The 14,052-nt window shown below is 61.5% G+C and carries 14 protein-coding genes; 5 read left to right on the top strand and 9 right to left on the bottom strand.

Annotation, left to right across the window (positions count from 1 at the left end; genetic code table 11):
* The first annotated feature begins 4 nt into the window (after window positions 1-4).
* A complete protein-coding gene (locus tag BCA01S_RS26100) occupies window positions 5-847 on the top strand; it encodes a class I SAM-dependent methyltransferase (protein WP_027779452.1) in 843 nt (280 codons plus the stop codon).
* Window position 848: 1 nt separating this feature from the next.
* Here the strand turns inward: BCA01S_RS26100 and BCA01S_RS26095 are convergent, their stop codons facing one another.
* Both BCA01S_RS26095 and BCA01S_RS26090 read right to left on the bottom strand, forming a co-directional pair.
* Window positions 849-1,403 carry a DUF1415 domain-containing protein gene (locus tag BCA01S_RS26095; protein WP_027779451.1) on the bottom strand — a complete coding sequence of 185 codons (555 nt, stop codon included), beginning with the start codon at window positions 1,401-1,403 and terminating at the stop codon, window positions 849-851.
* A 199-nt stretch (window positions 1,404-1,602) separates the two neighbouring features.
* Window positions 1,603-2,313 carry a TetR/AcrR family transcriptional regulator gene (locus BCA01S_RS26090; protein WP_027779450.1) on the bottom strand — a complete coding sequence of 237 codons (711 nt, stop codon included), beginning with the start codon at window positions 2,311-2,313 and terminating at the stop codon, window positions 1,603-1,605.
* Between the two features lie 151 nt (window positions 2,314-2,464).
* On the opposite strand from BCA01S_RS26090, the gene BCA01S_RS26085 reads away from it, so the two are divergent.
* Both BCA01S_RS26085 and BCA01S_RS26080 read left to right on the top strand, forming a co-directional pair.
* Window positions 2,465-3,748, top strand: coding sequence for an MFS transporter (locus BCA01S_RS26085; RefSeq protein ID WP_027779449.1), 1,284 nt, complete (start codon window positions 2,465-2,467; stop codon window positions 3,746-3,748).
* 163 nt (window positions 3,749-3,911) lie between these two features.
* On the top strand, window positions 3,912-4,505 hold the full coding sequence (locus tag BCA01S_RS26080; protein ID WP_020070670.1) for a nitroreductase family protein: 594 nt from the start codon (window positions 3,912-3,914) through the stop codon (window positions 4,503-4,505).
* Window positions 4,506-4,575: 70 nt separating this feature from the next.
* Here the strand turns inward: BCA01S_RS26080 and BCA01S_RS26075 are convergent, their stop codons facing one another.
* Window positions 4,576-6,051, bottom strand: a complete 1,476-nt coding sequence (locus BCA01S_RS26075; protein WP_027779448.1) for an MFS transporter — start codon at window positions 6,049-6,051, stop codon at window positions 4,576-4,578.
* A 223-nt stretch (window positions 6,052-6,274) separates the two neighbouring features.
* On the opposite strand from BCA01S_RS26075, the gene BCA01S_RS26070 reads away from it, so the two are divergent.
* The gene (locus BCA01S_RS26070; protein WP_027779447.1) at window positions 6,275-7,525 is read left to right on the top strand and encodes an Hsp70 family protein; all 1,251 of its coding nucleotides are present in this window, start codon (window positions 6,275-6,277) and stop codon (window positions 7,523-7,525) included.
* Between the two features lie 115 nt (window positions 7,526-7,640).
* Here the strand turns inward: BCA01S_RS26070 and BCA01S_RS26065 are convergent, their stop codons facing one another.
* A complete protein-coding gene (locus BCA01S_RS26065) occupies window positions 7,641-7,844 on the bottom strand; it encodes a cold-shock protein (protein WP_007180251.1) in 204 nt (67 codons plus the stop codon).
* Between the two features lie 428 nt (window positions 7,845-8,272).
* Between BCA01S_RS26065 and BCA01S_RS26060 the strand changes: the two genes are divergently transcribed.
* Complete coding sequence (locus BCA01S_RS26060; protein WP_027779446.1) at window positions 8,273-9,868, top strand: APC family permease; 1,596 nt, start codon at window positions 8,273-8,275, stop codon at window positions 9,866-9,868.
* A 126-nt stretch (window positions 9,869-9,994) separates the two neighbouring features.
* Here the strand turns inward: BCA01S_RS26060 and BCA01S_RS26055 are convergent, their stop codons facing one another.
* The 5 genes from BCA01S_RS26055 to prfA all read right to left on the bottom strand — a co-directional run bounded on the left by BCA01S_RS26055 (window position 9,995) and on the right by prfA (window position 14,042).
* Window positions 9,995-10,780 (bottom strand): DODA-type extradiol aromatic ring-opening family dioxygenase, encoded by a 786-nt coding sequence (locus BCA01S_RS26055; protein ID WP_027779445.1) that lies wholly within the window; start codon window positions 10,778-10,780, stop codon window positions 9,995-9,997.
* A gap of 213 nt (window positions 10,781-10,993) precedes the next feature.
* On the bottom strand, window positions 10,994-11,593 hold the full coding sequence (locus BCA01S_RS26050) for a UbiX family flavin prenyltransferase (protein WP_027779444.1): 600 nt from the start codon (window positions 11,591-11,593) through the stop codon (window positions 10,994-10,996).
* Between the two features lie 40 nt (window positions 11,594-11,633).
* Entirely contained in the window at window positions 11,634-11,945 is a 312-nt protein-coding gene (grxD, locus tag BCA01S_RS26045) for a Grx4 family monothiol glutaredoxin (protein WP_006052757.1), read from the bottom strand.
* Window positions 11,946-12,083: 138 nt separating this feature from the next.
* Window positions 12,084-12,953 carry a peptide chain release factor N(5)-glutamine methyltransferase gene (prmC, locus tag BCA01S_RS26040; protein WP_027779443.1) on the bottom strand — a complete coding sequence of 290 codons (870 nt, stop codon included), beginning with the start codon at window positions 12,951-12,953 and terminating at the stop codon, window positions 12,084-12,086.
* 6 nt (window positions 12,954-12,959) lie between these two features.
* On the bottom strand, window positions 12,960-14,042 hold the full coding sequence (gene prfA / locus BCA01S_RS26035; protein ID WP_027779442.1) for a peptide chain release factor 1: 1,083 nt from the start codon (window positions 14,040-14,042) through the stop codon (window positions 12,960-12,962).
* Window positions 14,043-14,052: the final 10 nt, after the last annotated feature.

The raw sequence follows: 14,052 nt of genomic DNA, 5'->3' as shown, positions 1-14,052 counted from the left end.
CACGATGTCCAGCAAAACCCACGAAATCCGACCAAACCAGTCCATCGAATTGCTCAAGGAGCTGCACATCCTGACGCGCGACGGCAAGATGAACCAAGACAGCCGCCGCAAGCTCAAGCAGGTCTACCATCTGTTCCAGTTCATCGAGCCGCTCCTCAAGGATCTGAAGGACCAGCAGGGGGCAATCACCCTTGTCGATCACGGCGCGGGCAAGTCATATCTAGGTTTTATCCTGTATGACCTGTTCTTCAAGGAATTTCAGGATGCCGCAGGTGGGGCGTCGCACATTTACGGCATCGAAACGCGCCAGGAGCTTGTCGCGCGGTCGGAGGAACTGGCGGCGCGCCTCGGCTTCAAGGGTATGTCGTTCGTGAATCTGTCGGTAGCGGAATCTATTACGTCCGACCGCTTGCCGTCGCGGATCGATATCGTTACCGCGCTGCACGCCTGCAATACCGCAACGGACGACGCGATTCGCTTCGCCCTCGAAAAGAACGCCAAATATATCGTGGTCGTGCCGTGCTGTCAGGCCGAGGTGGCGGGTGTTTTACGTCAAAACAAAAGTAAATCGCTCGCCAGTGCGTTGACGGAAATCTGGCGGCATCCGTTACATACTCGGGAATTCGGCAGCCAGATTACCAATGTGCTGCGCTGCCTTCAGTTGGAGGCGCACGGTTATCAGGTCAGCGTAACCGAACTCGTGGGATGGGAACATTCGATGAAAAACGAGCTGATCATCGCGCAGTTCAAGGACCTGCCGCGGCGGCGCCCGGCGGAGCGGCTCAACGAGGTCATGCAAACGCTCGGTATCGAGGAATTGAAAGAGAGATTCTTCGTTTCCGCGTGAATCACGTTTTCATTAATTTATTCCAGCCGACGAGCCCTATTCGCCGAAGCGTTTCCTGATTGCGCTCAAAAATGGCTTCCGGATCTCGAAATGCCTGAACCGCGCGTTCAATACTGTCTTCTCTGAGTAGATGAAAAATCGGATAAGGCGCGCGGTTGGTGTAATTCTCGATATCGTCCGGCTCGGTGCCTTCAAACTGATAAAAAGGGTGAAAGCTGGCAATCTGGATAATGCCAGTCAGGCGAAGCTGCTTGAGCGTTCTTTCTGCGAAGAACAGTGCGTCGTTATATTGCAGAAAATCTTCTAGCGCCTGAGGCACGATCAATAACGTGGTCTCTACGGCGGCGGGATCGCCGGCGGCGAGATCGGTGAGCTCGGTCTCAAGGTCGGCTAGCACGCCTTCCAGATCGGTCGCGGAGCTAACCGCGTAGCGGATTTGCCCCTTCACATGGACGGCCTTTGCGAATGGGCACAGATTGAGCCCGATTACGGCTTCCGTCAGCCAGTGACGGATGGCGGCAACGACAGTGTCGTGCGATTCGGAAGACAACGTCATGGCAGGCGGCGAAAAGGGCAGAGAGGGCGAAGAGCCATTTTAACGGCGCGTGCGCGAGGCCAGTGCACGACTGCCTCGGGCAGCGCCGCGGAATGAACGGGAAAACGAAACGACACAACGAAGCCGCGAAAGAGCCGAAGCCGGGCCAGACCCAAGCCATATACAAGCCGAACCCGAGCCGAACTCAACTCTCTGCCGGCTAACGCTCCGATTTCCCGCCACACGCCGCGGCGATGAGCTGTGCGGCGGCTTTCGGCGCGGCGAGCACCGGACTCGATCCAGCGCGGTAGGTCTGACTCGCCGCATACACGCCCTCGATCAGCAAAGCCAGGGAGCTGGCGAGCATCTCCGGATCGTCGGCGCCTGCGGCGCTTGCTAACTCCGTCAGGCGTGCAAGCAAACGCTCCTTGTTCCGGAACACGAATAGCCGTGCCGGATGCGCGGTATCGGGGAACTCCACCGCGACGTTCACGAACGGACAGCCGCGATAGCCTTCTGCCGACGCCCGCGCGGCGAGATCGTCGAAATATTGCTGCAGCTGCTTTGCGGGGTCGCCGGAGTACTTCGCGAAGCTCGTTTCGACATAGCCGAAAAACTGAGCGTCTTTGCGCTCCAGATAAGCCATCACCAGATCGTCTTTCGACGAGAACTGGCGGTACAGACTCATCTTGTTCACGCCGGCGCGCTCGACCACCGCATCGACGCCAACCGCCCGCACGCCTTCACGGTAAAACAGTTCATCCGCCGCGCGTAGCAGATGCTGTTGCGCCTCCGGCCCAGTTGTGTGGCCACCGCGTGGTCGCCGCGAGCGGGACGAAGCAGGCGGATTGGAAGACGCAGAAGCAGGCGCAGAACCAGACGCTGAATTTTCCACCGTGGAGCCTCGCTTGGAGCTTTCGCTGTCAGACATGGGTGCTCCTAAATTCAATTGACGCCTTGACATGTTACCGACCGGTAACTAACATCGCAACACCATTGTGACTGATCTGTCACAAGTCCCTTACTGACACCGTAATAACGCGAACGGCACGGCGAGTCTGACGACGCCGACAGGAGAGCCGATGAACTGGGCAGCGAGACTGATAGGCAGGCGTTTTCACTACGGCTGGTTGACCGTGGCCGTGGTGTTTCTGGTGCTCCTGGCGGCGGCGGGCACGCGCGCCACACCGAGCGTGATGATGGTGCCGCTCGAGCATCAGTTTGGCTGGAGCCGTGGCACCATTTCGCTGGCAATCTCCGTGAACATCGCGCTATACGGGCTAATGGGGCCGTTTGCGGCGGCGGCGATGCAGCGTTTTGGCGTGCGCCCCACGCTGCTCATCGCGCTCGGCACCATGGCGGCGGGCGTCGCTTTGTCGTCGCTCATGACGCACCCTTGGCAGATGATCCTGATCTGGGGCGTGATGGTTGGCGGTTCGACGGGCGTGGCAGCGCTGTCGTTGTCGGCGACCGTCGTGACACGCTGGTTCACCACGCATCGCGGACTCGTCATGGGGATTCTGACCGCCAGTTCCGCGACCGGCCAACTCGTGTTCCTGCCGATGCTCGCGGCCATCGTCGAGCATTACGGCTGGCGCCAGGTGGTGTGGGTCGTCGCGGCGGTTGCGGCGATCGTGCTGCCGCTGGTTGCGTTCCTGCTCCCCGAGCGGCCGTCCGACGTAGCGCTGCGCCCTTATGGCGAGCCGCACGACGCGCCGGTGACCGCGACGGCGACGAAGCAGAATCCGCTGGCGATCGCCTTCGGCACACTCGCCATGGCGAGCAAAACACGCGATTTCTGGCTGCTGTTCTTCAGCTTTTTCATTTGCGGGGCGAGCACCAACGGCTACGTCGGCACGCACCTGATTGCGATGTGCGGCGATTACGGCATGTCGGAAGTGCAGGGCGCGTCGCTGCTTGCCGCGATGGGCATCTTCGATCTGTTCGGCACGACGCTCTCCGGCTGGCTGTCCGATCGCTTCAATAGCCGCGTGCTGCTGTTCTGGTACTACGGACTGCGCGGCTTGTCGCTCATGTATCTGCCGCACGCTTTCGGCATCGACTTCTTCGGTTTGCCGCTCTTCGCTGTGTTCTACGGGCTCGACTGGATTGCGACCGTCCCGCCGACCGTGCGTCTCGCGACGGACGTCTACGGCAAGGAGGCGGCTCCCGTGGTGTTTGGCTGGGTGGTCGCCGGGCATCAACTCGGCGCGGCGTTCGCGGCGCTCGGCGCGGGCATGCTGCGCGCGAGCCTCGGTACGTACACCGTTGCGTCGATGATTTCGGGCGGTCTGTGCCTCGTGGCCGCCGTCATCGTGTTGCGGATCAACCGTCCCGCCAAGGCGCCGCAGCCACAGGCGGCCTAGACCGGTTACACGGAAGGGCACGGCCGCTCGGCAGCGCCCGCGCCTTTCCATGCTACGGAAAATCTATCCGCTCGCTTCATGCAGCGCGCGCGCCGAACCCCGGTTATGCTATGTGACCTTCGGGCAGCCGCCCGCGATCATGAATTTCTACCGAGAGAAGCGCATGGCCCACAAACCCGCCCCTTCCGCAGTTGCCATTCACGAGCTGATTGCCGGTCGCTGGAGCCCGCGCGCGTATTCGAGCGAGCCGGTGAGCCGCGAGAACCTCCACGCTGTGCTGGAAGCGGCACGTTGGGCACCTTCGTCGTATAACGCTCAACCGTGGCGTTTTCTTGTGTTTGATCGCAGCGTCGACGAAGTCGCGTTCAAGCAGGCGTTCGCCACCCTCGTGCCGTTCAATCAGGCCTGGAACGCGCCCGCACCCGTGCTGATCGCCGTTACCACACTCACGCGCACCAGCAAGGGCGAGGTGAACCGCTGTGCTCAATACGACGCAGGCGCGGCCGCGATGGCGCTGGTGTTGCAGGCACACGCGCTCGGTCTCGCCGCTCATCAGATGAGCGGCTTCGACCCGAACGCATTCCGCAAGGCTTTTGACCTGCCGAACGACGTCGAACCGATCGCCTTCATTTCGTTGGGCCATTTCGGCGATGTCGAGAAGCTCGATCCGGTTTTGCGCGAACGCGAGAAGTCGGTGCGGCAGCGTCTGCCGTTAGCGGAAATCGCCTACGGCGGCGGCTGGAAGAAGGCGTTCTGAGCGGGTCTGCCAGCTTCAACCGTTTTACGGGAACGCGCGGCGCAGACCGCGCGTTTTTGCGTCGACGTGTCTACGGCGCGTCGTCGGTTACGCTCGAAAGCGGCGCCGCCACATGTTCGAGAGATTTGCGCTCCGCGTCCACGCCCCACACCGCCGCGATCACGGCCGCCGCGAGCATCAGCGCCGACCCGACCAGATAGCCCGAGAACACTTCGCTGCGTTGATGCGTGTCGATCAGCCGTCCGAAGAACGCCGGCCCGGCGATCCCGCCGAGTGCCGTGCCGAACGCATAGAACACGGCGATCGCGAGCGCGCGGATTTCCAGCGGAAACGATTCGCTGACTGTCAGATAGGCCGAACTTGCCGCAGCGGACGCGAAGAAGAAAATCACCATCCACGCGATCGTCTGGGTGACGACCGTCAGCATGTGTTGCTCGAAAAGGTAGCCGCTGACTGTCAGTAGAATCGCCGAAATAGCGTAGGTCGACGCAATCATCTTGCGCCGCCCGATCACGTCGAACAGCCGGCCAAGAAGCAACGGTCCGAGAAAATTGCCGAGCGCGAAAGGCAGCAAGTACCAGCCGATGTGGTCGCCGGGCACGCCGTAGAAATCCGTCAGCACCAGCGCATAGGTGAAGAAGATTGCGTTGTAGAAAAACGCCTGCGCGGTCATCAGCGACAGGCCGACCAGCGCTCGCCGCCGGTGCAGATTGAACAACGTGTGGAACACTTCGCGCAGCGGCGTGTGTCCACGCGCGCGCAGACGCAGACGCGTGAGACCAAGCGTGGAAAGCGTGTGGCCTTCGTTGCGAAAGCGCGTTTCGATTCCGTCGACGATCGCATGCGCGTCTCGCTCGTTGCCGTGGGTGAGCAGCCAGCGCGGGCTTTCCGGCACCCAGATACGCATTGGCAGCACGATCAGCGCGAGCGCCGCGCCGATGAAAAAGCACGCACGCCAGCCCCAGTCGCCGGGCACCACATGGGGATCGAGCAGAATCAGCGAGCCCGCCGCGCCGAGGCCGGCGCCGACCCAGAAGGTTCCGTTGATCGCCAGATCGACCCAGCCGCGCACGCGAGGCGGCGTGAATTCCTGAATTGTCGAATTGATTGCGGTGTATTCGCCGCCAATGCCCGCGCCCGTCAAAAAACGGAACAGCAGAAAGCTGGCTAGATTCCACGAAACCGCGGTCGCAGCGGTCGCGGCGAGATACAGCCCCAGCGTAATGAAAAACAGCTTCCGACGGCCCAGCCGGTCGGTGAGCCAGCCGAAGCCAAGCGCACCAAGTACGGCGCCGGCGATGTAAGCGCTGCCGGCCAGACCCACGTCCGCGTTGGTGAAACGCAGCGCCGGGCTCGCCTTGAGCGCGCTCGCGACCGCGCCGGCCAGTGTCACTTCGAGTCCATCGAGCAACCATGTGACGCCTAGCGCCACGACGATCAGCGTGTGAAAGCGTCCCCAGGGCAGCCGGTCGAGCCGCGACGGCAGATCGGTTTCGATAGTCGCTGTTGTTTTGCGCTCGGCATCGGCGACAGGCGGCGCGTTCATTGCTGGAGGTCTCCTTGGTGGCGACACTGTGCGGCGACACTTTGCCGGTGAAGTCAGGTTGAGTCAGCACCCGAATCCGGCACTCAGGCAGCAGGAGGCAGCAATTTGTATTCCGCAGTGGCCGGCTTGCGCTTCTATTGGCAAGTTGATGCTGATCCGGCTTTCGTGATACAAAGCCGCTCCCCCTTCCTGTCCGCGCCAGCCGTTAGCGGCGATTCCTGCCATGAACTATTGCGCGATTGACTTCGGTACTTCCAATTCGGCCGTAGCCGTTCCCGACGGCGCTGCGCTCAGGCTCGCGCCGGTCGAAGGCGCCTATACGACGCTGCCCACGTCTGTTTTCTTCAATACCGATGAGGACACCCGCGAATTCGGGCGCGCGGCGCTTGCGGCGTATATAGACGGTTTCGACGGCCGGCTGATGCGCTCGATGAAAAGCATTCTGGGCTCGCCGCTTGCCGACAACTCGACCGATCTCGGCGACGGCTCCGCGATCAAGTACACCGATGTGATTGCGATTTTCCTCGATCATCTGAAGCGCTCTGCGGAAAAAAGCGCCGGGGCGCCGATCGATCGCGCGGTGCTGGGCCGCCCGGTTTTCTTCGTCGACGACGATCCGCGCGCCGATCAGATGGCGCAAAAGCAGCTAGAAGCGGCGGCGCGCGCGGTCGGTTTGCGGGACATTCACTTTCAGTTTGAGCCGATCGCCGCCGCATTCGACTACGAATCCCGCCTCACGCGCGAAGGGCTGGTGCTGGTGGCCGACATCGGCGGCGGTACATCAGACTTTTCGCTGGTGCGCGTCGGCCCCGAGCGGATGAAGCGCGTAGAGCGCAAAGACGATGTCCTCGCTCACCACGGCGTACACGTCGCGGGGACGGACTTCGACCGCCGCGTCGAATTAACGACCATTCTGCGCGAACTCGGCTATCAGACGCTCGATCCGGAAGGCCGCGAGATTCCAAACCGCGTCTATTTCGATCTGGCGACCTGGCATCTGATCAACACCGTTTATGCGCCGAAGCGCGTCAGCGAGCTGGGGCTCATGCGGCACCTGTTCACCGAGGTCAAGCACCATGACCGCTTGATGCGCGTGGTGGAGCGGCGCCTTGGGCATGCGCTCGCGGCGCACGCGGAAGAAGCGAAGATCGGCGTCGCGGCGGGCGGCGAAACCGTGATCGACCTCGACGAAGTGGAGGACGATCTGCGTCTTGCATTCGACGAAGCTCAGCTTATCGAAGCGGGTCAGGAAGAAACGCGCCGCATCGTGGCGGCTGCGCGCGATACGGTGCAGGCGGCCGGTGTTTCGATCCGCGACGTCAGCGCGATTTACTTCACGGGCGGCTCGACGGGGCTCGCGTTTCTATCCGGCGCATTGGCGCAGGCGTTTCCGGATGCAGAAGCAGTATTCGGCGATCGTCTTGCGAGTGTCGCAACGGGACTCGGTATTCACGCGCAACGCGTGTTCGCATAAGCGGGAATCACCGCTCGCATACTGCGAAGATAATCACCGCTTGCAATGAAGATCGATATAAAAAAACCCCGCCTTGGCGGGGTTTTTTTGCGTCCAGAAGGAAGCAGCGTAGCGCTTACACCGGCTTGATGTTCGCAGCTTGCTTGCCCTTCGGGCCCGTCTTCACTTCAAACGTGACCTTTTGATTCTCTTGCAGCGTCTTGAAGCCTTCCGTGCGGATTTCCGAGAAATGCGCGAACAGATCTTCGCCGCCGCCGTCAGGCGTGATAAAGCCGAAGCCCTTTGCGTCATTGAACCACTTGACGGTACCGGTTTCCATATTACTTGTTCCTAAAGATGGTAAATAAGGCCGAAGCCCAATGGGTGCATGAAAATCAAGGAAGGGGGTAATGGGACCAACCGGAGTACCGTTGATGGGCGAACTACGAAAGACCAATTCACTCGCCGCTTGAAATCCTGCCCGAACGTTATACGGCGATTTCGAGAGAAGGTCAACACTCAGGCGTCAACTTTACAAAAATTCGCGATAGCGCAATGAAAAGTTGCTTACAAACCTTGCTGGACGGGCGTCTTTTTTGCTAGGGAGAACCCTGAGTTTCACCGCAGGCGCTGGGTGCAACCGGTAAACTACGCGCCCGCGCCGGTTGCACCTATGGATAACCGCCGCGCATACATGCGTGTCACCCGTTTTCAGCGCCACGAGCGCCGGTTGTAGGGTGCCGACATGGTTCTGAAACAGGAGAAGACGTGAAAAGTTCTATACAACGGAACATCGGGCCGTTCGCACTCATGCTGACCGGCCTGGGTTCGATCATCGGCTCCGGCTGGCTGTTCGGCGCCTGGAAGGCCGCGAAAATCGCGGGCCCGGCATCGATCTGCGCGTGGATTATCGGCGCTGTCGTAATTCTCGCTATTGCACTGACCTACGCCGAACTCGGTGCGATGTTTCCGGAATCCGGCGGGATGGTGCGTTACGCCCGGTATTCGCACGGCGCGCTGGTCGGTTTCATTAGCGCATGGGCGAACTGGATCGCCATTGTTTCGGTGATTCCGATTGAAGCCGAGGCATCTATTCAGTACATGAGCACGTGGCCATACGAGTGGGCGCACGCACTATTCGTCGACGGCTCATTAACTACGAACGGGCTGCTGCTCTCGGCGGCCCTCGTGATCGTTTACTTCCTGCTGAACTACTGGGGCGTGAAACTCTTCGCGCGCGCCAACTCGGCGATCACGATCTTCAAGTTCCTGATTCCCGGCGCGACGATTCTCGGCCTGATGCTGACCGGCTTTCACAAGGAAAACTTCGGTGAAACCAGCACGTTCGCGCCGTACGGCTGGTCGGCTGTGCTGACCGCGGTTGCGACGAGCGGCATCGTGTTCGCGTTCAACGGTTTCCAGAGCCCGATCAACCTCGCCGGTGAAGCGCGCAATCCGGCGAAGAGCGTGCCGTTTGCGGTGATCGGCTCCATTCTGCTCGCGCTCGTGATTTACGTGCTGCTGCAAATCGCGTATATCGGCGCGGTGAACCCCGCCGACGTAATGAAGGGTTGGAGCCACTTCAATTTCGCTTCGCCGTTCGCGGAACTGGCAATCGCGCTGAATCTGAACTGGCTGGCCATTCTGCTGTACGTCGACGCGTTCGTTAGCCCGAGCGGCACCGGCACGACCTACATGGCGACCACCACGCGCATGATCTACGCGATGGAGCGCAACAACACCATGCCGAAGATTTTTGGCAACGTGCATCCGTTCTATGGCGTGCCGCGGCCAGCGATGTGGTTCAACCTGCTGGTCTCGTTCATCTTCCTGTTTTTCTTCCGCGGCTGGAGTTCGCTCGCGGCGGTGATTTCCGTTGCGACCGTGATTTCGTACCTGACCGGCCCGATCAGCCTGATGGCGCTGCGCCGCGCGGCGACCGACGTCGAGCGCCCGCTGCATATCCCGGGCATGCAGGTGATCGCACCGTTCGCGTTCGTGTGCGCATCGCTGATTCTCTATTGGGCAAAATGGCCGCTGACGGGCGAGATCATTCTGTTGATGGTCGTCGCGCTGCCCGTGTACTTCTACTTCCAGGCGAAGTCCGGATTTGCCGGCTGGGGCCGCGATCTGAAGGCGGCATGGTGGCTGGTCGCCTATCTGCCGGTGATGGCGATTCTGTCGCTGATCGGCAGCAAGGAGTTCGGCGGGCACGGCATCCTGCCCTACGGCTGGGACATGCTGGTCGTGATTGCGTTCTCGCTCGTGTTCTATTACTGGGGCGTGAACAGCGGCTACCGCTCCGAGTATCTGGAAGAGCGTCAGACGCACGACGAAGTGCTCGAGGGAATGGGCGCGCATTAAGACGCTGCCCGGCCGTGCAAGGTCCGGCATGACGCAAAAAACCCCGCCTGAGTTCTGCTCAGGCGGGGTTTTTCGTTTTGCAGCGGTCTGCTTGGTCTTTGCTTGCTGCGCGTGCCATGTCGCCGCTCAGGCCGTCCCAAACACGTAGTTCGTCATTGCAAGCGAACGCTGATACGTGCCGAGCGATTGAACCGTCAGCGAATAATCGTCGTCCGCCGCGCCTAGCGCTGCGAACACCGGCAGGAGGTGCTCGTCGGTCGGATGCATCAACACCGCGTGCGGCGCCTGACGGCGGTAGTCGAGCAACGCGTCGATGTCATGCGCCGCGAGCCTCGCTTCGAACCAGTCGGTGAACTCGGCGACGCGCGGGTCGGCATCTTCGGGTCGCGCGGAGAAATCCGCGGCGCGCAGATTGTGCGTGATCTGTCCGGAGCCGATCACCATCACGCCTTGCTGCCTCAGCGAGCGCAGCGCGCGGCCGACGCGAAAGTGATGTTCCGCGTCCAGGTGCGGCTGGATCGACAACTGTGCGACGGGCACGTCGGCGTTGGGAAACATCAGCAACATTGGCACCCATGCGCCGTGATCGAGCCCGTGCGGCTGTACGTCGGCGTGAATGCCGCTATCGCCGAGCAAAACGGCTGCACGTCGGGCGAGATCGGGCGCGCCCGGCGCCGGATACTGAATCTCATACAGCTGGCGCGGAAAACCGTAAAAGTCGTGGATGGTTTCAGGTTCTGTCGATGTGCTTGCGACCGGCTGCGCCGTGCCCCAATGGGCTGACAACATCAACACGGCCTCAGGCCGCGCCAATTGCGAGCTGAGCACGCCGAATTCAGCGGACGGCAGCGATGGGTCGATCGGCAACGTCGGCGCGCCGTGGGAAAGAAAAAGCGACGGTAAGCGGTTCATGGCAGCGGGGCGCCGGGAGCGCACTCGAAAGTTCGGTTACTGCCAATATAGAGCCGCACCGCCGTTTGATAAACGGCTCAAACCGGATTTGATTGTCTTCCAGCGGTTGGCAATGATCGACAGCAAGCGCTGCGGGCCGTCGTTTCTGACAAGCGTGTCTGAAACTGTGAAGACGTGCCCGCCGCATGTCGCTACGCGCACGCCGACCGGGAATTACTCGTCAGCGCCGCGCAGCCCCGCCCACGCAGGCGACAAAGCGGGCCCGAGCGCGAACAGATCGAGTACGCGGGAAACAGTGTGATCGACCATTTCGTCGATGGTGGCGGGTTGGTTGTAGAAAGCAGGCAACGGCGGAAAAATCACGCCGCCCATTTCGGTGACCGCCGTCATATTGCGCAAATGCGCGAGATTGAACGGCGTTTCGCGTACGAGCAGCACGAGCCGGCGGCGCTCTTTGAGGGTGACGTCGGCGGCACGGGTGATCAGATTGTCGGACAGGCCGTGCGCGACGCTCGCGAGCGTTTTCATCGAACACGGCGCGACGATCATGCCGTCGGTCGCGAAAGAGCCAGACGCGATACTTGCGCCGACATCGCGCACCGAATGGACCACATCGGCGAGCGGATGGACGTCTTGCTTGCCCAGCGTCAATTCGTGCTGAATGTTGAGCCACCCGGCGCTGGAGATCAGCAGATGACTTTCAACGCCGCCCAGCTTGCGCAGCGTCTGCAGCAGGCGGACGCCGTAAATGGCGCCCGTCGCGCCGGTGATCGCGACAATCAGCCGGCGGGGCGCCGCAGCGCGTGTTCCCATGGCTCGCGGCGCCTTTCAGGATCGGCTTTGAAGCAGACGGTCAGGCTGCGGCAAACAGTTGCTGCAATTCGCCCGATTCGTACATTTCCATCATGATGTCCGAGCCGCCGACGAATTCGCCCTTCACGTAAAGCTGCGGAATGGTCGGCCAATTCGAGAATTGCTTGATGCCCTGGCGGACTTCGTCGTCTTCGAGCACGTTGACCGTCTTGAATTCGTTGACGTTGCATGCCTTCAGAATCTGGATTGCGCGGCCCGAAAAGCCGCACATCGGGAACTGGGCGCTGCCCTTCATGAAGAGCACGACGTTGTTTTCGTCGACGATTTGCTTGATGCGTTGTTGCGTATCCATGACTGACCTTGCGGTTCCGGTATGTGTAGAGAATAGGCTGAAATGATAGCGGATTTCGCTTGCGCCAGCCGACGACCGCTTTGTCCTTTCGTTCGTCGTGGCTATTGCGACGGCTCTGGCGGCTGACACCAGGCTTTGTCAGTCAGCGAGCCGACCGCCGGTTATTCGCTCGATGATTGCAAGATCGCGCTGCGATTGGACCTGCGTAAAACCTTGCGCGATCAGAAGCGCGCGCACGGCTTCAGCCTGATCGTAGCCGTGCTCCATCCACAGTACGCCGTTTGCGGCAAGACGACGAGGCGCGCCCGAGACGATCGCCCGGATCGCGCTGAGGCCGTCGGCTTCGTCGGTGAGCGCGCCGCGCGGTTCGTAGCGCAGATCGCCCTGCAAAAGATGCGGGTCGCCGCTCGCGATATACGGCGGATTGCTGACTATCACGTCAAACCGAAGTGCCGCGTCCAGCGAGTCGTACCAGTCGCTTTGTGCGAATGTCACAGCGCCGCCTGGCCGGTTCGGATCGAGCAGGCGCGCGGCATTGCGCGAGGCGACACCGAGTGCCTCCGCCGAACGGTCGAGCGCGCTGACTCGTGCGTCCGGGCGCATCGACGCGATCGCCACCGCAATCGCGCCCGTGCCGGTGCCGAGATCGAGCACGCGCGGGCGTACGAGGTTCTCCATCGCGATGAGTGCCGTTTCGACCAGCAATTCGGTTTCAGGACGGGGAATCAGCACATGCGGCGTGACCTCGAACTCGAGCCCGAAGAATTCGCGGACGCCGACAAGTTGCGCCACCGGCTCGCCCGCTACGCGACGCGCTTGTAATGCCAGATAACGCTGAACAGATTCGCTATCGAGCGCTTCGTCGGCGCGCGTGATCAATTGCGTTTGCCGCCAGCCGAGCACATGCGTGAGCAGAATCCGCGCTTCCAGCGGCGGCAGCGGCGAGGCGCGCAACAGCGCGGCGGGCGTGGCCGCATCGTCGCGATCGGCTGGGGCGTTCGACGTCATGGACGCTTAGTCCGCGTCGCCAAGCGAGGCGAGCAGCTCGGCCTGATGCTCGCTGACGAGTGCACCGATCAGTTCGTCCAGGTCACCGTCCATAATCGCGTCGAGGCGATATAGCGTCAGATTGATCCGATGGTCTGTCAGACGTCCTTGCGGGAAGTTGTAGGTGCGAATCCGCTCGGAGCGATCGCCCGAGCCGATCAGGCTCTTACGCGTGGCGGCTTCCTTTGCCTGCTGCTCGTGCGACTGCTTGTCCTTGATGCGAGCCGCCAGCACTTTCAGTGCGCGGTCTTTGTTCTTGTGCTGTGAACGGTCGTCCTGACATTCGACGACGATCCCCGTCGGCAAGTGCGTAACGCGCACGGCCGAGTCCGTCTTGTTGATGTGCTGGCCGCCGGCGCCGGACGCGCGGAACGTGTCGATCCGCAGATCCGCCGGATTGATTTCAACCTCGCCGATTTCGTCCGCCTCCGGCATTACGGCGACCGTGCACGCGGACGTGTGAATGCGGCCCTGCGTTTCGGTTGCCGGCACGCGCTGCACGCGATGGCCGCCGGACTCGAACTTGAGCTTCGAATAGGCGGCTTCGCCAGCGATTCGTACGATCACTTCTTTATAGCCGCCCAGGTCGGATTCGCTTGCCGACATCATCTCGACCTGCCAGCGATTACGCTCGGCATAACGCAGATACATGCGCAAAAGATCGCCGGCGAAGAGCGCGGACTCGTCGCCGCCCGTCCCCGCGCGAATTTCGAGGAAGATGTTGCGGTCGTCGTTCGGGTCTTTCGGCAGCAGCATTTTCTGCAGTTCGCCACCGAGCTGTTCCATCCGCTCGCGGGCCGCGCGAATTTCTTCTTCCGCGAACTCGCGCATGGAAGCATCCGCGAGCAGTTCCTGCGCGGTGGCGGCGTCGTGCATGGCCTGGCGCCAGAGCGCGTATTGCTCGACAACCGGTCCGAGCTCGGCGTGTTCGCGCGTGAGCTTGCGATACTGGTCGAGGTTCGCTGTGATGTCCTCTCGGCTCAACAGGTCGTTAAGTTCGGCCAGCCGGGTAGTCAGCTGGTCGAGCTTGCGTTGCATGCTCGTTTTCATCAGGCGGGTA

Origin of the sequence: Paraburkholderia caledonica NBRC 102488 (assembly GCF_000685095.1) — a bacterium.
GTDB lineage: Bacteria > Pseudomonadota > Gammaproteobacteria > Burkholderiales > Burkholderiaceae > Paraburkholderia > Paraburkholderia caledonica.
The sequence above is the reverse complement of the archived record's forward strand: the minus strand, read 5'-3'. Positions and strand labels throughout refer to the sequence as shown.

Coding starts and splice junctions, on each gene's coding strand:
- BCA01S_RS26100 (WP_027779452.1), top strand. CDS start 5: ATGTCCAGCAAAACCCACGAAATCCGACCAAACCAGTCCATCGAATTG.
- BCA01S_RS26095 (WP_027779451.1), bottom strand. CDS start 1,403: ATGACGTTGTCTTCCGAATCGCACGACACTGTCGTTGCCGCCATCCGT.
- BCA01S_RS26090 (WP_027779450.1), bottom strand. CDS start 2,313: ATGTCTGACAGCGAAAGCTCCAAGCGAGGCTCCACGGTGGAAAATTCA.
- BCA01S_RS26085 (WP_027779449.1), top strand. CDS start 2,465: ATGAACTGGGCAGCGAGACTGATAGGCAGGCGTTTTCACTACGGCTGG.
- BCA01S_RS26080 (WP_020070670.1), top strand. CDS start 3,912: ATGGCCCACAAACCCGCCCCTTCCGCAGTTGCCATTCACGAGCTGATT.
- BCA01S_RS26075 (WP_027779448.1), bottom strand. CDS start 6,051: ATGAACGCGCCGCCTGTCGCCGATGCCGAGCGCAAAACAACAGCGACT.
- BCA01S_RS26070 (WP_027779447.1), top strand. CDS start 6,275: ATGAACTATTGCGCGATTGACTTCGGTACTTCCAATTCGGCCGTAGCC.
- BCA01S_RS26065 (WP_007180251.1), bottom strand. CDS start 7,844: ATGGAAACCGGTACCGTCAAGTGGTTCAATGACGCAAAGGGCTTCGGC.
- BCA01S_RS26055 (WP_027779445.1), bottom strand. CDS start 10,780: ATGAACCGCTTACCGTCGCTTTTTCTTTCCCACGGCGCGCCGACGTTG.
- BCA01S_RS26050 (WP_027779444.1), bottom strand. CDS start 11,593: ATGGGAACACGCGCTGCGGCGCCCCGCCGGCTGATTGTCGCGATCACC.
- grxD (WP_006052757.1), bottom strand. CDS start 11,945: ATGGATACGCAACAACGCATCAAGCAAATCGTCGACGAAAACAACGTC.
- prmC (WP_027779443.1), bottom strand. CDS start 12,953: ATGACGTCGAACGCCCCAGCCGATCGCGACGATGCGGCCACGCCCGCC.
- prfA (WP_027779442.1), bottom strand. CDS start 14,042: ATGAAAACGAGCATGCAACGCAAGCTCGACCAGCTGACTACCCGGCTG.